Annotated in this window: 16 protein-coding genes and 1 tRNA gene; 7 read left to right on the top strand and 10 right to left on the bottom strand. The window is 71.7% G+C overall.

Features of this window, described 5'->3' with window-relative positions; genetic code table 11:
• Positions 1–65: 65 nt before the first annotated feature.
• The 3 genes from AC5WAM_RS20155 to AC5WAM_RS20145 all read right to left on the bottom strand — a co-directional run bounded on the left by AC5WAM_RS20155 (position 66) and on the right by AC5WAM_RS20145 (position 3,029).
• Positions 66–602, bottom strand: a complete 537-nt coding sequence (locus tag AC5WAM_RS20155) for an FHA domain-containing protein FhaB/FipA (RefSeq protein ID WP_366791048.1) — start codon at positions 600–602, stop codon at positions 66–68.
• A 10-nt stretch (positions 603–612) separates the two neighbouring features.
• Positions 613–1,494, bottom strand: a complete 882-nt coding sequence (locus tag AC5WAM_RS20150) for an FHA domain-containing protein (RefSeq protein ID WP_495523386.1) — start codon at positions 1,492–1,494, stop codon at positions 613–615.
• A 1,343-nt stretch (positions 1,495–2,837) separates the two neighbouring features.
• A complete protein-coding gene (locus AC5WAM_RS20145) occupies positions 2,838–3,029 on the bottom strand; it encodes a hypothetical protein (protein ID WP_495523385.1) in 192 nt (63 codons plus the stop codon).
• A 93-nt stretch (positions 3,030–3,122) separates the two neighbouring features.
• Here AC5WAM_RS20145 and AC5WAM_RS20140 point away from each other — a divergent pair.
• Positions 3,123–3,209, top strand: a tRNA-Leu gene (locus AC5WAM_RS20140).
• Between the two features lie 456 nt (positions 3,210–3,665).
• Positions 3,666–5,261, top strand: a complete 1,596-nt coding sequence (locus AC5WAM_RS20135; RefSeq protein ID WP_495523384.1) for a DUF2252 domain-containing protein — start codon at positions 3,666–3,668, stop codon at positions 5,259–5,261.
• A 90-nt stretch (positions 5,262–5,351) separates the two neighbouring features.
• On the opposite strand, the gene AC5WAM_RS20130 is transcribed toward AC5WAM_RS20135, so the two are convergent.
• Positions 5,352–5,888, bottom strand: a complete 537-nt coding sequence (locus tag AC5WAM_RS20130; protein ID WP_366791051.1) for a dihydrofolate reductase family protein — start codon at positions 5,886–5,888, stop codon at positions 5,352–5,354.
• A gap of 164 nt (positions 5,889–6,052) precedes the next feature.
• On the opposite strand from AC5WAM_RS20130, the gene AC5WAM_RS20125 reads away from it, so the two are divergent.
• Together AC5WAM_RS20125 and AC5WAM_RS20120 are read left to right on the top strand one after the other, a co-directional pair.
• A complete protein-coding gene (locus tag AC5WAM_RS20125; RefSeq protein WP_366791052.1) occupies positions 6,053–6,895 on the top strand; it encodes a J domain-containing protein in 843 nt (280 codons plus the stop codon).
• A 105-nt stretch (positions 6,896–7,000) separates the two neighbouring features.
• Positions 7,001–7,330, top strand: coding sequence for a rhodanese-like domain-containing protein (locus tag AC5WAM_RS20120; RefSeq protein ID WP_495523615.1), 330 nt, complete (start codon positions 7,001–7,003; stop codon positions 7,328–7,330).
• Positions 7,331–7,406: 76 nt separating this feature from the next.
• Here the strand turns inward: AC5WAM_RS20120 and AC5WAM_RS20115 are convergent, their stop codons facing one another.
• The 6 genes from AC5WAM_RS20115 to paaA form a co-directional block, all read right to left on the bottom strand.
• Positions 7,407–8,555: an acyl-CoA dehydrogenase family protein gene (locus tag AC5WAM_RS20115; RefSeq protein ID WP_495523383.1), complete on the bottom strand. Its 1,149-nt coding sequence runs from the start codon at positions 8,553–8,555 to the stop codon at positions 7,407–7,409.
• A gap of 144 nt (positions 8,556–8,699) precedes the next feature.
• Complete coding sequence (paaE, locus tag AC5WAM_RS20110; RefSeq protein ID WP_366791054.1) at positions 8,700–9,767, bottom strand: 1,2-phenylacetyl-CoA epoxidase subunit PaaE; 1,068 nt, start codon at positions 9,765–9,767, stop codon at positions 8,700–8,702.
• On the bottom strand, positions 9,767–10,267 hold the full coding sequence (paaD, locus tag AC5WAM_RS20105; RefSeq protein ID WP_172385145.1) for a 1,2-phenylacetyl-CoA epoxidase subunit PaaD: 501 nt from the start codon (positions 10,265–10,267) through the stop codon (positions 9,767–9,769). The genes paaE and paaD overlap by 1 nt, the downstream gene beginning before the upstream one ends.
• Positions 10,261–10,986 carry a 1,2-phenylacetyl-CoA epoxidase subunit PaaC gene (paaC, locus tag AC5WAM_RS20100; RefSeq protein WP_495523382.1) on the bottom strand — a complete coding sequence of 242 codons (726 nt, stop codon included), beginning with the start codon at positions 10,984–10,986 and terminating at the stop codon, positions 10,261–10,263. Before paaC ends, paaD begins: the two co-directional genes overlap by 7 nt.
• Positions 10,983–11,273, bottom strand: coding sequence for a 1,2-phenylacetyl-CoA epoxidase subunit PaaB (gene paaB / locus AC5WAM_RS20095; RefSeq protein WP_138960827.1), 291 nt, complete (start codon positions 11,271–11,273; stop codon positions 10,983–10,985). The genes paaC and paaB overlap by 4 nt, the downstream gene beginning before the upstream one ends.
• A complete protein-coding gene (gene paaA, locus AC5WAM_RS20090; protein WP_495523381.1) occupies positions 11,270–12,325 on the bottom strand; it encodes a 1,2-phenylacetyl-CoA epoxidase subunit PaaA in 1,056 nt (351 codons plus the stop codon). The genes paaB and paaA overlap by 4 nt, the downstream gene beginning before the upstream one ends.
• Before the next feature lie 956 nt (positions 12,326–13,281).
• Between paaA and AC5WAM_RS20085 the strand changes: the two genes are divergently transcribed.
• From AC5WAM_RS20085 to AC5WAM_RS20075, 3 genes are read left to right on the top strand one after another with little or no spacing between them, the layout of a single operon-like run.
• Positions 13,282–13,890 carry a DUF5819 family protein gene (locus AC5WAM_RS20085; protein ID WP_495523380.1) on the top strand — a complete coding sequence of 203 codons (609 nt, stop codon included), beginning with the start codon at positions 13,282–13,284 and terminating at the stop codon, positions 13,888–13,890.
• Entirely contained in the window at positions 13,803–15,149 is a 1,347-nt protein-coding gene (locus AC5WAM_RS20080; RefSeq protein WP_495523379.1) for an HTTM domain-containing protein, read from the top strand. The genes AC5WAM_RS20085 and AC5WAM_RS20080 overlap by 88 nt, the downstream gene beginning before the upstream one ends.
• The gene (locus AC5WAM_RS20075; protein WP_495523378.1) at positions 15,146–15,949 is read left to right on the top strand and encodes a TrmH family RNA methyltransferase; all 804 of its coding nucleotides are present in this window, start codon (positions 15,146–15,148) and stop codon (positions 15,947–15,949) included. The genes AC5WAM_RS20080 and AC5WAM_RS20075 overlap by 4 nt, the downstream gene beginning before the upstream one ends.
• The last annotated feature ends 40 nt before the right edge of the window (positions 15,950–15,989 follow it).

Genomic DNA, 15,989 nt, shown 5'->3' with positions numbered 1-15,989 from the left:
GGAGCGCGCTGGCGTCCTGAATCTGGACCGCGTCGGCTCGCTCGCTCCGCTCGCTCATTGTCGTACTACTTCCGCAGCTCGATGACGGTCTTGCCGATGCGGATCGGCGCGCCCAGCGGAACGGGCGTCGGGGTGGTCAGGCGGGTCCGGTCGAGATACGTGCCGTTGGTGGACCCGAGGTCCTCGACGATCCACTGGCCGTCACGGTCCGGATAGATCCTGGCATGCCTGCTGGAGGCGTAGTCGTCGTCCAGCACGATGGTCGAGTCGTGCGCCCGGCCGAGCGAGATCGTCTGGCCCTGGAGGGCCACGGTCGTACCCGTGAGCGTCCCTTCCGAGACGACCAGCTTCGTGGGGGCGCCACGGCGCTGGCGGCCGCCCCCGCCGCCCTGCCGTCCGCGGCCGCCGCCGTCCTGCTGGCGCTGCTGCGGTGGCGCGGCGGCCTGCCGGGCCGCCTGCCGTCCGCCCTCACGGCGCGAGCCGCGCTGAGTGACGCGCGTACCGAACAGGTCGCTGCGGATGACCTGGACGGCCACGATCACGAACAGCCACAGAACGGCCAGGAAACCCAGCCGCATGACCGTCAGGGTCAGCTCTGACATTGCCCCCGCTTCACCCTTCGGCTTGCCGGTAAATGATGGTCGTGCTGCCCACGACGATCCGCGAGCCGTCGCGGAGCGTAGCGCGGGTGGTGTGCTGCCCGTCTACCACGATGCCGTTGGTAGACCCGAGATCCTGGATCGTCGAGGGCGTTCCGGTCCGGATCTCACAGTGCCGGCGCGATACGCCGGGGTCGTCGATCCGCACATCGGCGTCGGTGCTGCGGCCCAGCACCAGCGTCGGGCGGGAGATCTGGTGGCGATTGCCGTTGATCTCAATCCAGCGCCGTACTTGTGCGCCCGGGCCCGCGCCGGGGCCCTGCGGCGGACGGCCGGGCGCCTGGGCGCCACGGCCCGCGCCCGCGCCGGGAGGCGGCGCGGCGGGCATGGGAGGGGCGCCCGAGGGGCCCTGTGGATGGCCGAAGCCCCCACGGCCGCCCTGGCCCGCGCTCGTGGGCCCGCCGCCGGGGCTCGCCGGGCCACCGGGGCCGCCGGGAGCGGCGTCGGGGGTCTGGGAGGTGCTGGACGCGAGCGTGCGGCTGCGCACCCGGTACAGGCCGGTGTCGAGGTCCTCGGCCTTCTCCAGGTGGACCTTGATGGGGCCCATGAAGCTGTAGCGCTGCTGCTTCGCGTACTCGCGCACCATGCCGGACAGCTCGTCGCCGAGCTGTCCGGAGTACGGGCTCAGGCGCTCGAAGTCGGGGGCGCTGAGCTCCACGATGAAGTCGTTCGGGACGACCGTCCGCTCGCGGTTCCAGATCGTCGCGTTGTTGTCGCACTCGCGCTGGAGCGCGCCCGCGATCTCGACCGGCTGGACCTCGGACTTGAACACCTTGGCGAAGGTGCCGTTGACCAGACCTTCGAGTCGCTGCTCGAACTTCTTCAGAACTCCCATGGGGCACCTCCTCCGTCGTTGTCATCCTCGTACTGCTTACTGATCGTATCCACGCGCCGGGAAATCAGCTGGTTCCCCCTGTCTGCCCAGACCACGAGTGTCGCCTCTCACAAGGCATGCCCGCACCGCTCTTCCGGGATCCTCCGGGTTCCTTCAGGGTTCCACCGGAGTCCCGCCAGGGTCCTGCCCGGGCCTTCGGCGGAGATCCGCCGAAGATCTTCAGGGAGACCTCAGGGGCTCCGTCGGGAACCATCGCGGGGCGCCCGTTTCCGGGGCGCTCCGCGTGCCCGCGAGGGTCTCGCGGACGCCGCCGTGGAGGCTTCCCCGGGTGGCTCCTCGGGGTGTCCTCGGAAGGCCCTGGCGTGTGCCGTGCCGGGTCCCTTCGAGGGCTCCTGCGGATCTCCTTGCAGATCGCCTTGCGGGATTCCTGGTGGGGCTTCCTGTGGGGCTCCTCACGGGGTCCCTGTGGGGCTTCCTCACCGGGGTCCCTGTGAGGCTCCTCGTGGGCTCCCGCGAGGCTTCCAGGGGCTTCCCCGCGGGCTCCTCCGGGGGGCTTCCTCGGCGGGGCCTCTGTGAGGTTCCTCGCGGTCCCCGATGAGGTGCACCGGGGTGCCTGTGAGGTGCCTTGAGGTCTCCCTTGGAGGTCTCCCTTGGAGGTCGCCGTTCAGGTCTCCGTGCTCGGGTCCTCGGGTTCGGATCCATCTGTTCGGTATGTGGCTCTGGTCCTTCGACTCAGGTCCTTGGGCTCAGGTCCTGCCGCACTCGCTGCTCGCTCCGTGTCGCCTCGTCTCGCTCTGCCCTCGCCTCCAGCCCTTCCTTCCTCCGTCGTCCCCTGCCTTCCGCTGCCTTCCGCGGTCCTTACCGGCCCGCGCCGCGGTTCGACCGCGGCTCCTTCCGTCCAGCCCCGCGAGGCCGCCCGGACCGGGGCCCGGCCCGGTGAGGCGCGTTGCCGACCCGTCGGGCGTCCGTCGGGGCCCGGCGTTCCCGCCGAGTTCCCTTCCAGGTACCCGCCCATGTCCGTGGCGGACATCCGGTGCCCTTACGGAGCGGGCCGGGGTTCCTCTTTACCAGGGATCGTAGAGGGGCTCTCAAGACAGTGTCCCGTACGTGGCTGTCGACTCTGGAGGAGGACTTGACGGGCGGCTCGGTTGCGTCGGGGACGGGAGTCGTCGGGGTGATGTCGGGCCGCGCGGACGGGCTGTGTGGCGGCTGTGGCGTGACTGTGGGTGCCTGGGCGGCTGTGGCGCGGTGCCGTGTGCCGGTGGCGGTGCATGAGGCGGCGGGTGGGGTGGTGCCGAGGTGCGGGGTCGGGGGCGTGTGGGTCGGAAGGGCCGGGGCGCTGTTCAGTGGTGGTTCGCAGGTCGGCCCGGTGGTAGTTCGCCGGTGAGCCCGGTGGTGGATGCGCAGGTCGGTCCGGGAGTGGGAGTGGGGTCGGCCTGGCAGTGGGTGTGCAGGTCGCCGGGCTGGTGGGCGGCGGGGGCGGTCGTGGGGGCGTCGTGCGGGTGCTTGCCCATGGCGTGCGGGTGCTCGCACATACGGATGTGAATCCACCCTCCGCAGCGTGCTAATCTTCTGCATGTCGGAAGGCGCTCGCACCACACAGTGAGAGACCCAAAGACAACACCCATGCGCGGGTGGCGGAATAGGCAGACGCGCTGGATTCAGGTTCCAGTGCCCGAAAGGGCGTGGGGGTTCAACTCCCCCCTCGCGCACCAGTGAAGACCCCAGTTCATCTGGGGTCTTTCTGTTTTTCCCGGACTTGCGCCGGGGTGACCCGAGGGCTGGGCCGAAGGCGGGCTGAGGCCGGGGCGCGGTGCTGAAGCTGGGACGCGGTGCTGGGGCCGGGCTGCGGGCCCGACTCGGTGGGCCGGGCCGCCTAGGGCCGGATTGTGCCGGAGGTCACTCCGGTCGGTGCTCGGTGCGTGCGATCGGCCGGCCTTCCCGTCGAGTCCGCCGGGCCGCACCTTCTCTGCTTCTCTGCGGGGCGGTGACGTATGTCACGCCGCGGCTCGTGTGAGCGCCGGACCGAAGTTATCCACAGGCTGTGACGAGGATTCGCTCGCGGCGGTACGGTCGAAGCCAGTTGATGTTCGCGACACCGCGCGACGGCTCCGCCCCGGACGGGGCGCACGCGCCGACGTGGCCTCGCGGACGCCGGAATTCGGGGGGCGATGGCCGTGACTGAGACAACTGACACATCCGGCACGGGCGGGTCGCTCGGCGGTGGCGCGGGCGAGGGCGGGCTCGGATCGTCGGGCGGTGGCAAGGGAGCGTTGGCCACCGGTGCCGGTGCCGGTTCAGGCGCTGGTGCGGTGGTGCCGGGGCCACGGGAGCCGGAAGGTGCGCGGCGGCTGCCGCACGTGGACGGATTCGCCCGTCTGCCCGCGCACGGCGCGGGCCACCACCCGCGGCCCAAGCAGGAAGGCAAGGCCCTGCGCACCCGCGTCCCGCGCTCCGCCCACGCGGAGTACGCCGAGGACGACCACCGCCCCGACCCCCTAGCCGTCCTGGCCGAGACCAACAAGGGCCGGATCCCCGAGCTCACCCCCATCCGCACCGGCAGGATGGCCGCGACCCCCTTCGCCTTCCTGCGCGGCGCCGCCGGTCTCATGGCGTACGACCTCGCGCGCACCCCCACCACCGGCATCGGCGCACAGATCTGCGGCGACGCCCACGCGGCCAACTTCGGGCTCTACGGAGACGCGCGCGGCGGCCTCATCATCGACCTGAACGACTTCGACGAGACCGTGCACGGCCCCTGGGAGTGGGACGTCAAACGCCTGGCCACCTCCCTCGTCCTCGCGGGCCGCGAGGCGGGTGCCACGGAGGACACCTGCAAGGAAGCCGCCTACGACGCCGTCGGCGCATACCGCCGCACGATGCGGCTGCTCGCCAAACTCCCGGTCCTCGACGCGTGGAACGCGATAGCCGACGAGGAACTGGTCTCCCACACCGATGCCCGCGACCTGCTCGGCACCCTCGACCGGGTCTCGGAGAAGGCCCGGCAGAACACGAGCGCCCGCTTCGCGGCCAAGTCGACCGAGCCCGTCCCCACTTCCGGGGACGACCACGGCGGCGTCATGCCGAGGCGCTTCGTCGACGCGCCTCCGGTCCTGCGCCGCATACCGGACGCCGAGGCCGCGGCGGTGGCCCTGGCCCTTGGCGAGTACCGGAGCACGCTGTCGGCGGACCGGCTTCCCCTGCTCGCGCGCTATGCGATCCAGGACGTGGCGTTCCGCGTCGTCGGCACGGGAAGCGTCGGGCTGCGCTCCTATGTGGTGCTGCTCCTGGACCACCGGGGCGAGCCGCTCGTCCTCCAGGTCAAGGAGGCGTGCCCGTCGGCGCTGCTGCCGCACCTGCCGACGGCCGGGTTCAAGGAGCAGGAAGCCGCCCACGAGGGCCGACGCGTGGTGCTGGGCCAGAAGCGGATGCAGGTCGTCAGTGACTTCCTGCTCGGCTGGACCACGATCGCCGGACGGCCCTACCAGGTACGGCAGTTCAGGAACCGCAAGGGCAGCGTCGACCCGGCCGCGCTCGCCGCCGACCAGTTGGACGACTACGGCCGCATGACCGGAGCCCTGCTGGCCCGCGCCCACGCCCACAGCGCGGACCCCCGGCTCATAGCCGGCTACTGCGGCAAGAACGACGAACTGGACGAGGCGATAGCCGACTTCGCGATGACGTACGCCGACCGCACCGAGGCGGACCACGCCCGACTTGTCGCCGCCGTGCGCGAGGGGCGGGTGGCTGCTGAGGCAGGGGTCTGAGGGGCGGGCGGGGTGAGGACGTGTCCGTGATCGAGGGCGTGACCGTGGCTGTGGTGGGCTGACGCAGCGGACAGGCCCTGGGTGCGACCGTTACTTGCGCACGTGGAAGCGCAGCATGGTGACCCCGCCCGACTGGACGTTGCTGAACGGCTCCAGGTCGATCCGGCCGAGGCCCGGCGGGGCGAAGCGGACGCCGTCGCCGAGCAGCACCGGCAGCACGTACACCAGGATCTCGTCGACGAGGCCGCGCTGCAGGCACTGGGCGGCCACGTCGGCGCCGAGGATCTCCAGGTTCTTGTCGCCGGCGGCGCGGCGTGCCGTGGCCACGGCCTCCTCGATGTCGCAGGTGAGGAAGGTGACGTGGGGGTCCGGCTCGTCGGGAGGGCGGTGGGTGAGGACGAACTGCGCCCCGCCGTCGTAGTCGGTCTTCTCGTCGGACATGCGCTTGCCGACCTCGTACGTGCCCCGACCGACGAGCATGGCGCCCGTGGCCGCCATGACCTCGGGGAACGTCGCCGACGTCAGGTGCTCGAAGATCCAGTCCATCGTGTGGCCGGGACCGGCGATGAAGCCGTCCAGGGACATCGCCCTGTTCACGACGACTTTGCCGGTGCTCGCATCCCTCATGCGTCTTCTCCAAGCAGGTGGAGGGCCGGGATCGCATCATAGGTCGGTGAGCGACGTCTTCTCCGGCGGCAGCCACGACCTGGACCTGCCCGATGGAGCCACTGTGGCGTTCATCGACGTGCTCTGGGCGGGGGCCTGCCCCGGGTGTGGCCTACGCTGGCCTGGTGACGAGCCCGGAAGCCGAGCAGGTGCAGGACGAGACGCCGGAAGGCGCGCCGCCCGGGGGCGGTGCGCGGCCTGAGGAGCGGCTTGAGAGGGCTGTGCGGGCGGCCGAGCAGGCGTTGATCGAGTACGAGATCGCGGTGGAGACGTTCCGGGTCGAGGTGGAGAACTTCTCCCGGCTGCATCACCAGCGGCTCGGCCCGATGTACGCGCGCCTCGACGAGCTGGACGCGCAGATCGCCGAGGCGGTGGCGGCGCGGTCCGGTGATCCGGAGGACCGGCGCAAGGCCGATGAGGCGCGGGCGCGGGTGCTGCCGATGCCGGGGGTCGAGGAGCTGTTCCACGGCTGGATGGACGGTGACGGGCTGCCGCCCGAGGCCGCCGCGATGCTGACCGATCAGTCGGTGCGGCCGCCGCAGCGGGTCCGGCCGAGCGACGAGGCCCGCAAGCTCTACCGGGAGCTGGCGCGCAAGGCGCACCCCGATCTCGCACAGGACGAGCAGGAGCGGGAGCGGCGTGACGGGTTCATCGCCCGGGTGAACGCGGCGTACGGCCGTGGTGACGAGGCGTTGCTGCGGGAACTCCTCGAGGAGTGGGACGCGGGGCCGGTGCCCGAGGACCAGCGGCCCAGCCCCAGCGAGGAGCTGTACGTCCGCCTCGAGTGGCTTGCGCAGCGCAAGGAGCTCCTTTCGGTGGTCGCGCGGGAGCTGGAGGAGAGTGCGATCGGCGCGATGCTGAAGCTGGCGCCCGACGACCCCGACCGGCTGCTCGAGGAGATCGCCGAGCAGCTGCTCGCGCAGGTCGCGGAGCGTGAGGCGGAGCTGGAGCGGCTGACCGCGACGTGAGCGGCGGCGGCCCGGTTTTCGCGGCAGTCCGTCGGCTGTGGGCGGTCGAGCGGGGCCGTGGCGCGGGGGTCGGGTAGCGTCGGTGGCATGGAATTCGGTTCTGGTGTGCCCACGGTCACGGTCGCTGATCTCACGGACGGCGACTTTCTGCTCGACGTCCGTGAGGACGATGAGTGGCAGGCTGGCCACGTGGCGGATGCGCTGCACATTCCGATGAGTGAATTCGTTTCCCGCTTCGGGGAGTTGACCGAGGCGGCGCCGCAGGACGGCAGGGTGAACGTGATCTGCCGGTCCGGGGGCCGTTCGGCACAGGTGACGATGTACCTCGCCCAGCAGGGCATCGACGCGGCCAACGTGGACGGCGGCATGCAGGTCTGGGAGGCCTCCGGCAAGCCCGTCGTCGATGACAAGGGTCAGCCGGGCACCGTGATCTAGGGCGCCGCCACCGCTGCCTCTTTCCCGCGCGGGTCCGCTCCTCCTCGGCGGCCCCCGGTCGCTGTCGCGTGTCGGCTCAGCCGAGGGCGTGGGCGGCGAGTACGTCGCCCAGTGCTTCCTCGTGGGCTGCCGCAGGGCCGAGGGAGAGCTCCAGGTGCTTGGCCCAGGCGTGGTAGCGGTGCAGGGGGTAGTCGGTGTCGGCGCCGAAGCCGCCGTGCAGGTGTTGAGCGGTCTGGACGACGCGGCGTACGCCCTCCGAGGCCCAGGTCTTCGCGACTGCGATGTCGGCGGCGACAGGGAGCAGCCCGTCGCCGGGGGCCGTGCGGTCCGGTGTGCTGAGGCGCCAGGCGGCCTGCCAGAGGGTCGCTTCCATCGCGCGCAGGTCGATGTAGCGGTCGGCGGCCTGGACCGCGACGGCCTGGAACGTGGCGATGGGGTGACCGAACTGCTCGCGCTTCCCGGCGTATTCGCTGGTCATGCGCAGCACCCTGGTGCCGAGGCCGAGCGCGAGCGCGCAGGTGCCGGTGGTGACCAGGTCGCGTAGGAAGTCCCAGGCCCCGTCGGTGGTGATGAGGTCGGAGCCGGGCACGCGCACGGAGTCCAGGTGCAGTTCGCCGAGGCGTTCGCCGCTGGTGGAGATCTGCTCGGCGAGGCTCAGGCCCGGGGCGGCGCGGGGGACGACGGCGAGGACGGTGCGGCCTTCCGGGGCGGAGGCCGGTACGAGGGTGACGTCGGTGGTCTGCGCCCAGGCCACGGCGGTCTGGACGCCGTCGAGGAGCCAGTCGGCGCCGTCGGGCCGTGCGGTGACGGCGAGTTCGGCTCCGTCATGTCCGGTGCGGCCGTGCGCGGCCACGGTCAGGACCGCCTCGCCCCGAGCGGCCCGGGTGAGGAGCCTCTGCTTCAACTCGTCGCTGCCGTAGGCCTGTACGGCGCACGCGGCCGCGCTGGACTCCAGGAGCGGGACGCGGACGAGTACCTTCGCTGATTCGCGCAGGACGAGGCAGAGCGCGATGGCGTCGAGGCCGGAGCCGCCGTACTCGGGGGAGAGGAGCAGGCTGAGCAGGTCGGCCTCGGCGAGCTTGGCCCACAGGGCGCGGTCGAAGTCGTCGGCGACGGCCCCGGGGGTGAGGGAGGGGCTGGGCACGCCGTCGGGTGCGACGTCGGCGAAGACCGCCTGGGCCGCTTCCAGCGCTGCCTGCTGCTCCTCGGTGAAGGTGAAGTCCACTGTTCGTCCTCCCGCGCGCGCCGGCCTGGTCGTGTCCGTTCGCCCCGTCACCGTTTCTGACGGGTCGTCAAGATAGAACAGGTTCTAGCAGATGGGAACAGGTGCTGCCCCGGTGGCGGGCGCACCGGCGCGGCAGCGGTCGGCTCAGCGGTCGAAGTCCAGCTCCACCTTGTCCGTGGTCGGATGGGACTGGCAGGCCAGGACGTATCCGGCCTCGGTCTCCTCCGGCTCCAGTGCGAAGTTCCGGTCCATGCGGACGTCCCCGGAGACCTTGAAGGCCCGGCAGGTGCCGCAGACTCCGCCCTTGCAGGCGAACGGCGCGTCCGCGCGGTTGCGCAGCACCGTGTCGAGGAGCGTCTCCCCCGCCTGCACCGGCCAGGTGCCGGAGCGGCCGTCGAGGGTCACGGTGACGGTGCTGTGCTCGCGCACCGGCACGGTCGCGGCTGCCGTGGGGGCGGCGTCGACGTGGAATATCTCCTCGTGGATGCGGCGCCGGTCCACGCCGAGGGACCGCAGGGTCCGCTCCGCGCTCTGCACCAGGCCGTACGGGCCGCACAGGAACCAGCCGTCGACCTCGGGCACCGTGAGCAGCGCGGGCAGCAGGGCCGCGAGCCGCTCCTGGTCGAGCCGCCCGGAGGTGAGCCCGGCCTGCTGCTCCTCGCGGGAGAGCACCGTCACCAGCTGGAACCGGTCCGGCCAGCGGTCCTTGAGGTCGGCGACCTCCTCAAGGAACATCGTGGACGCCGTGGTGCGGTCGCTTCGGATGAGGCAGAACTGGGCACGCGGCTCCCGCTCCAGGAGCGTGGTGACGATGGAGAGGACCGGGGTGATGCCGCTGCCGCCGACCACCGCCGCGTACCGGCCGGGGGCGGGGTCCAGGGTGAAGCGGCCCGCGGGGGTCATCACCTCCAGCTCGTCGCCCACGGCTATTTCCTTGTGCGCGTACGTCGAGAAGGCGCCGCCGTCCACCACGCGCACGCCGACCCGCAACGTGCCGGGGGCCCCGGCCTCCTGGGGGGCGGGTGCCGGGGAGCAGATCGAGTAGGTCCGCCGGATCTCCACGCCGTCGACGACGCGGCGGAGGGCGAGGTGCTGGCCCGGGGTGTAGCGGTAGTCCTCGCGCAGGTCCGGGGGGACGTCGAAGGTCAGGGCCACGGAGTCGTCGGTGAGCTGCTCGACGGCCGCTACGCGCAGCTGGTGGAAGCGCGCCATCACAGCTCCTTGAAGTGGTCGAAGGGTTCGCGGCAGGCCACGCAGCGGCGCAGCGCCTTGCAGGCCGTGGACGAGAAGCGGCTGAGCAGCTCGGTGTCGGTGGAGCCGCAGTGCGGGCAGCGCACGGCGAGGGTGAGTGGCACGGGCCCTTCGGCGGCGTGCGGGCGGGGCGGGGCGATGCCGAACTCGGCGAGCTTGCGGCGGCCTTCGGCGCTGATGTCGTCCGTGGACCAGGCAGGAGAGAGCACCGTGCGCACCTGGACGTCGGCCACGCCGTGCTCGTGGAGGATCTGCTCTATGTCGGCGGACATGGCCTCGATCGCGGGGCAGCCGGTGTACGTCGGCGTCAGCTCGACCTCGACCCGGCCGGGGCCGCTGGCGTGGACCGCACGGACCACGCCGAGCTCGGCGAGGGTCAGGACGGGCAGCTCGGGATCGGGCACCGAACCCGCCAGGGCGAGCAGGCGCTCTTCGAGGGCGGTGGGCGCGACGCTCACCATGACGCCCCCGGGTGGCTGCGGTGCAGGTGCTGCATTTCGGCGAGCATCCGGCCGAACGGCTCCGTGTGCAGGCCCTCGCGTCCTGCGCCCGCTGTCCAGGCCCCGCTCTGCGGGCCCTCCGGGACGGTGAGCGTGGCCTTCTCGATGACTCCGGTGACCGTGGCGGTCCACTGCTCGCGCAGCGTCTGCCAGGCGATGTCCACGCCGGGCACCGGCTGGAACAGCTCTCCCGTGAACCGCCACAGGGCGTCCAGGCCGCGCTGCATCCGCTGGTGGCTCTCCGCCGTGCCGTCGCCGAGCCGCAGCGTCCACTGCTCGGCGTGGTCCTGGTGGTAGGCGACTTCCTTGGCGGCTTTCGCGGCCAGGGGCGCCAACTCGCTGTCCGTGGAGGCCAGCTGGGTGTACAGCAAGTTCTGATAGACGGAGAAGTAGAGCTGGCGGGCGATGGTGTGGGCGAAGTCGCCATTGGGCTGCTCGACCAGCTGGACGTTGCGGAAGGCGCGCTCTTCGCGCAGGAACGCCAGCTCGTCCTCGTCGCCCGCGAGGGACAGCAGGATGCGGGCCTGGCCGAGGAGGTCCAGCGCGATGTTCGCCAGGGCGACCTCTTCTTCGAGGACGGGGGCGTGGCCCGCCCATTCTCCCAGGCGGTGCGAGAGCACCAGCGCGTCGTCGCCGAGGGCGAGGGCCGCGATGTCGGTGGTGCGGGGCGTCGTGGTCACAGGTGCTTCACTCCTTCCGGGATGTCGTAGAACGTCGGGTGGCGGTACGGCTTGTCGGCGGCCGGATCGAAGAAGGAGTCCTTCTCGTCCGGGGACGACGCGGTGATCTCGGCGGAGGGCACGACCCAGATGGAGACGCCTTCGCTTCTGCGCGTGTACAGATCACGGGCGTTGCGCAGGGCCATGTCGGCGTCCGGGGCGTGCAGGCTGCCCGCGTGGGTGTGCGAGAGGCCGCGGCGCGAGCGCACGAACACTTCCCACAGGGGCCATTCGGTCGAGCTGCTCATGCGGTTGCCTCCGCGGGGGTGCCGAGCGCCGCGGGGCGGCGGTCCTTGTCGTGGTCGCTGTGCTTGGCGGCGTACGCCGCTGCCGCGTCGCGCACCCAGGCGCCTTCCTCGTGGGCGCGCCTGCGCTGGGTGATGCGCTCCTCATTGCACGGGCCGTTGCCCTTGAGGACCGACCAGAACTCGCTCCAGTCGATGGGGCCGAACGTGTGGTGTCCCCGCTCCTCGTCCCACCGCAGGTCGGGGTCGGGCAGCGTGAGACCGAGGGACTCGGCCTGGGGGACGCAGATGTCCACGAAGCGCTGACGCAGCTCGTCGTTCGAGTGGCGCTTGATCTTCCAGGTCATGGACTGCTCGGAGTGCGACGACTCGGCGTCCGGGGGGCCGAACATCATCAGGGACGGCCACCACCAGCGGTCCACGGCGTCCTGGGCCATGGCGTGCTGCTCGGGGGTGCCGCGGCTGAGAGTCAGCAGCAGTTCGTACCCCTGGCGCTGGTGGAAGGACTCTTCCTTGCAGACGCGGACCATCGCGCGTGCGTACGGGCCGTACGAGCAGCGGCACAGGGGGACTTGGTTGGTGATCGCCGCGCCGTCGACGAGCCAGCCGATGGCGCCCACGTCCGCCCAGGTCAGCGTCGGGTAGTTGAAGATCGATGAGTACTTCTGGCGGCCCGAGTGCAGCTTGTCGAGCAGCTCGTCGCGGCTGACGCCGAGCGTCTCCGCCGCGCTGTACAGATACAGGCCGTGGCCCGCCTCGTCCTGGACCTTGGCCATCAGGATCGCCTTGCGGCGCAGCGACGGGGCGCGCGTGATCCAGTTCGCCTCCGGCTGCATGCCGATGATCTCGGAGTGGGCGTGCTGCGCGATCTGGCGCACGAGCGTCGCGCGATAGGCGTCGGGCATCCAGTCGCGGGGCTCGATGCGCTCGTCGGCCGCCACGGCGGCGTCGAAGAGGGCCTCGAGCTCGGTGGTGTCCGGGACCACGCCGGTGGCCGCGGGGCCGGGCGCAGCCCTGTCCTTCGCCGCGTCGGGCGCCTTGTGCGCTGTCGCCATCTCGGTCCCCCTCGACCTCGGGCAGTCTCTGCGTCCTCCGACGACCTCCCGACCGATCGTTCGGTCCGCCGGAATTCAATGGTGCGGCGCCTCGCCATAAGGTGTCAACCCTGTGGATAACCTCCGTGCCGCTGTGCCTGGCGGGCAGGCCTGAGTACGGTTCCGGCGGCAGGGTTCGGTGCGGGAACGGGAAACGGGACGGAATGGACGCCTACGACAAGGGCCCGCGGGACGGGCCTGTCGGGCCTGACGGGTCCTCTGCGCCGGACGGGGCCGACGGGTCTTCCGCGCCGGACGAGGCCGTTGCGCCTTCAGCGTCGGATGGGGCCGAGCAGGCCTCCGGGATGCAGGAGGCACAAGAGGGCTGTGGGATGCCTGCGGTGGAGGAGCTGTTCGGGGCGGGCGAGGCTGCCGGGATGGTCAAGGCTGCTGGGGCAGGTGAGGCCGCCGGGATGAGCGAGGTCTCCAGGGCGGATGGGGCATCCGTAGGGGACGGGGTGCGCGGGGCCAGCGATGGTCTCTCGGCCGATGGTGGTTCCCGTAGTGATGGCGCGTCTGCGGCCGATGGCTCCCTTCCGGAGGGCGATGCCTCTGCGGCCGATGGTGCCCCTGCGTCATCGGGTGCCCCTTCGGCCGATGGGGTTCCTTCGTCGGGTGGTGCCCCTTCAGCCGATGGCGCTTCTTCGTCAGGTGGTGCCCCTTCGGCCGGCGGCGGCTTTCCCGCAGAGGCAGGCCTCCCCGCCCCCGGAGACTCCCCCGCCGACGCCGGCGCCTGGCCTGCGGGGGACCCCCCGATCGCGGGCGCTCCCCCGAACCACGGCAGCCCACCCCCCGAACTGCCCACGGGCCCCGGCCCCGGCTCCGGTCCCGACCTGCCCGCCGGAATCGCCGGCCTCCCCCGTGGCTACCAGCTCGCCGCCGCCCTCGCGCTCGCGTTGATCGTCGTCACCGTCTGCGTGCACCTGGGGATGTTGTTCCTGCACGTCGCCCCGGCGAACACGGTGAGCAAGGAGCACGGCAAGAAGATCTACGACTGGGTGTACCCGGAGTTCGAGCAGAACTGGAAGCTGTTCGCGCCCAATCCGCTGCAGCAGAACGTCGCGGTGCAGGCCCGGGCGCAGCTGCGTACCGCGGACGGCGGTCGCCGGGTCACCCGCTGGTACGACCTGTCGGCGCAGGACGGCGCGGCCATCGACCACAACCTCCTGCCGAGCCACACGCAGCAGAACGAACTGCGCCGGGCCTGGGACTTCTTCGTGTCCACGCACGACGCGAAGAATCGTCCCACCGGTCTGCGCGGAGAGATCTCCGAGCGCTACGTCCGCCGCATCGTGCTGCTGCGCATCGACCGCCACGAGCCGCTCGCGCGCGGTGAGGCGATCGACCAGGTGCAGGTCCGGTCACGGACGACGGGGGTGCGGCCGCCGAAGTGGAGCGACGAGAAGAGCAACGCCGAACCGCTCCTCCGGTTGCTGCCATGGTGGTCGGTGACCCCGGACGACCTGCCCCTGGCCGACGGCACGCGCGCGAGGCGGGACGTCGCCGAGGGGAGCGGTGTCCGGTGAGCCGCCCGAAGGAGCGTCAAGTGCCGCGTCTCGAACCGCTCGCGCGGGGGCTCCAGCGCGTCACCGCGCGGGCTCTCGGGCCGTACCAGAGCGCGGTGGTCCGCATCGGCTTCGCGGCGACGTGGCTGCTGTTCCTGCTGCGCGAACTGCCGCACCGGAACGAGCTGTACGGGCCCGACGGTCCGTGGGGCTGGGACATGGCCCGCCAGCTGCTCTCCGAGAACGACGCGTTCACGGTGCTCATGTGGTCCGAAGCGCAGCTCTGGTTCCAGTTCGTCTACGGCTTCGCCATGCTCACCAGCGCGCTGCTGCTGGTGGGATGGCGCACGCGGACCATGTCCGTGCTCTTCATGATCGGTGTCCTCTCGCTGCAGAACCGCAGCATCTTCATGGGTGACGGCGGCGACAACGTCATCCATCTGATGGCGATCTACCTGGTGTTCACGCGCTGCGGACAGGTGTGGTCCCTGGACGCGCGACGACGGACACGCGCGCGTGCCGGGGGCGGGGACCGCGTCGGCCCCGTTCTGTGGTGGGTGCTCGGGATCGCGCTGGCCCTCGTGACGGGCATGGGTGAGCTCGGCTGGTTCTGGCTGGTGCTCTTCTGGGGTCTGTGGGCGTCCCAGGGTCTGTGGTGGGCCGCCGGGCGGCACGCGCCGCGCGGGGCGCAGCGCCTGCTGCTCGACGTCGTGGCCAACCTCGTGCACAACGCGGCCCTGCTCGTGATCATGGTCGAGGCGTGTCTGATCTACGCGACGGCGGGCTGGTACAAGATCCAGGGCAGTCGCTGGCAGGACGGGACGGCGGTCTACTACCCGCTGAACCTGGACTACTTCTCGCCCTGGCCCGCCCTGTCGGAGCTGCTGTCCTCGCACGGCGTGATGATCATGATCATCACCTACGGGACGGTCGTCGTGCAGGTCGCCTTTCCGTTCACGCTGCTCAACCGGCGCGTCAAGAACGTGCTGTTGACGTTGATGATCTGCGAGCACGCCGTGATCGCGCTGGTCCTCGGCCTGCCGTTCTTCTCGCTCGCGATGATCGCGGCCGACGCGGTGTTCCTGCCGACGTCGTTCCTGCGGCGGCTCGGGAGGTGGGCGGCACGCGCGCGTGGAGCGCTGTCCGCCCGTCTGCCGCTGTCCCGCCTTACCCGGGGCCTCCACCCTGCGCGGGTCCCTGCGGGGCCGCGGACGGCCCCGCAGGGCGGCCGGAGCGCGCAGGAGAGTGCCGAGCACACGCGCGTAGGCTTCGGTGCATGAGCGGTACGGATGAGGGCGGCGGGCCGGGCACGGCGGACGCGGTGCGTGTGTGGCGCGGGCTCGCCGCTACGTCGGTGCTGCTGGACGGCTTTCACGCGCTGAAGCACGCGCTGCGCTTCGGCGCGCGTGTCCCGGTGGCGCTGACCAGCGACAAGGCGGCCGCGCTCGCTCTTGCGGAGGACCTCGCGCCGGACGTCACGGACGCGCTCGACGGGCTGCTCGCCGAGATCGGCGACGCGACGCTGCGCGCCCTGGTGCCCCGGCTGCACCCCACCGCGGTGGCTGCTCTGGCGGTACGTCCCTCGCGCGCCGCCAATCTGGAGGTGCTGGCCCGCAGGCCGAGGACGGCGCCCGTCGTCGTCCTGGACGATCCGCGCAACCTCGGCAACGCGGGGGCGGTGATCCGGCTCGCCGCGGGCTTCGGCGCGACGGGCGTGGTGACGACCGGCACGCTCGACCCCTGGCATCCCACGGTGGTCCGCGGCGGTGCGGGGCTGCACTTCGCCACGGCGGTGGAGCGCCTGGACGTCGACGAGCTGCCCCCGGGACCGGTGTTCGCCCTCGACGCCGAGGGCGAGGACATCCGGGGGCTCAAGCTCCCCGACGACGCCGTCCTCGCCTTCGGGTCCGAGCGCAGCGGTCTGTCTCCGGAGCTGCGGGCCCGCGCCGAGCACTTGGTGTCCCTGCCGATGCGGCCGCAGGTCTCCAGCTACAACCTGGCGACGAGCGTCGGCATGACGCTGTTCCACTGGTCGTCGCTCCACGGGCCGGCGGGCGGACCGCCGGGAGCGCGGGACTGAGCCTCCGCTCCCGGGGCCGGGCCGCGCGGCCCGCTGCCGG

It is taken from the genome of Streptomyces sp. JLYT201 (assembly GCF_059448825.1).
The sequence above is the reverse complement of the archived record's forward strand: the minus strand, read 5'-3'. Positions and strand labels throughout refer to the sequence as shown.